Genomic DNA, 584 nt, shown 5'->3' on the forward strand with positions numbered 1-584 from the left:
TTTGCTCCAGCTTCAATTGCCATATTACATATGGTCATTCTACCTTCCATAGATAATGATTTTATAGTACTACCTGTAAATTCAATAGCATATCCGGAACCTCCATCTGTACCAATAATATTTATAATTGATAAGATTAAATCTTTAGCAGTAACTTTATTTGATAAATAACCATCAATACAAATTTTCATATTTTTTAATTTTCGTTGTAATAAACATTGTGTGGCTAATACATGTTCTACTTCAGAAGTACCAATTCCATAAGACAAAGCTGAAAAAGCCCCATGAGTTGAAGTATGAGAATCTCCACAAACAACAGTCATTCCAGGTAAAGTTGCACCGTTTTCAGGCCCGATAACATGTACAATACCTTGTTTTACATCTTTTATATTAAAAAATTTTTTTATTGAAAATGCTTTACAATTTTTTTTTAACATTTGCACTTGTATACTTGACAGCTCATCATTAATACCATTAATACGTTCTGATAATTTCGTTGGGACATTATGATCTACAGTAGCTAGATTTGTCCCAACTCTCCAAATTTTTCTATTAGTTAAACGTAAACCTTCAAAAGCTTGAGG

1 protein-coding gene is annotated in these 584 nt (G+C 30.5%); it reads right to left on the bottom strand.

From position 1 onward, the window contains the following. A partial coding sequence (locus IE124_RS34375; protein ID WP_268246777.1) for an aconitase family protein occupies positions 1-584 on the bottom strand: 584 nt, incomplete at both ends.

Source organism: Streptomyces narbonensis (assembly GCF_014649015.1).
In the GTDB taxonomy this organism is placed as follows: Bacteria; Actinomycetota; Actinomycetes; order Streptomycetales; family Streptomycetaceae; genus Streptomyces; species Streptomyces narbonensis.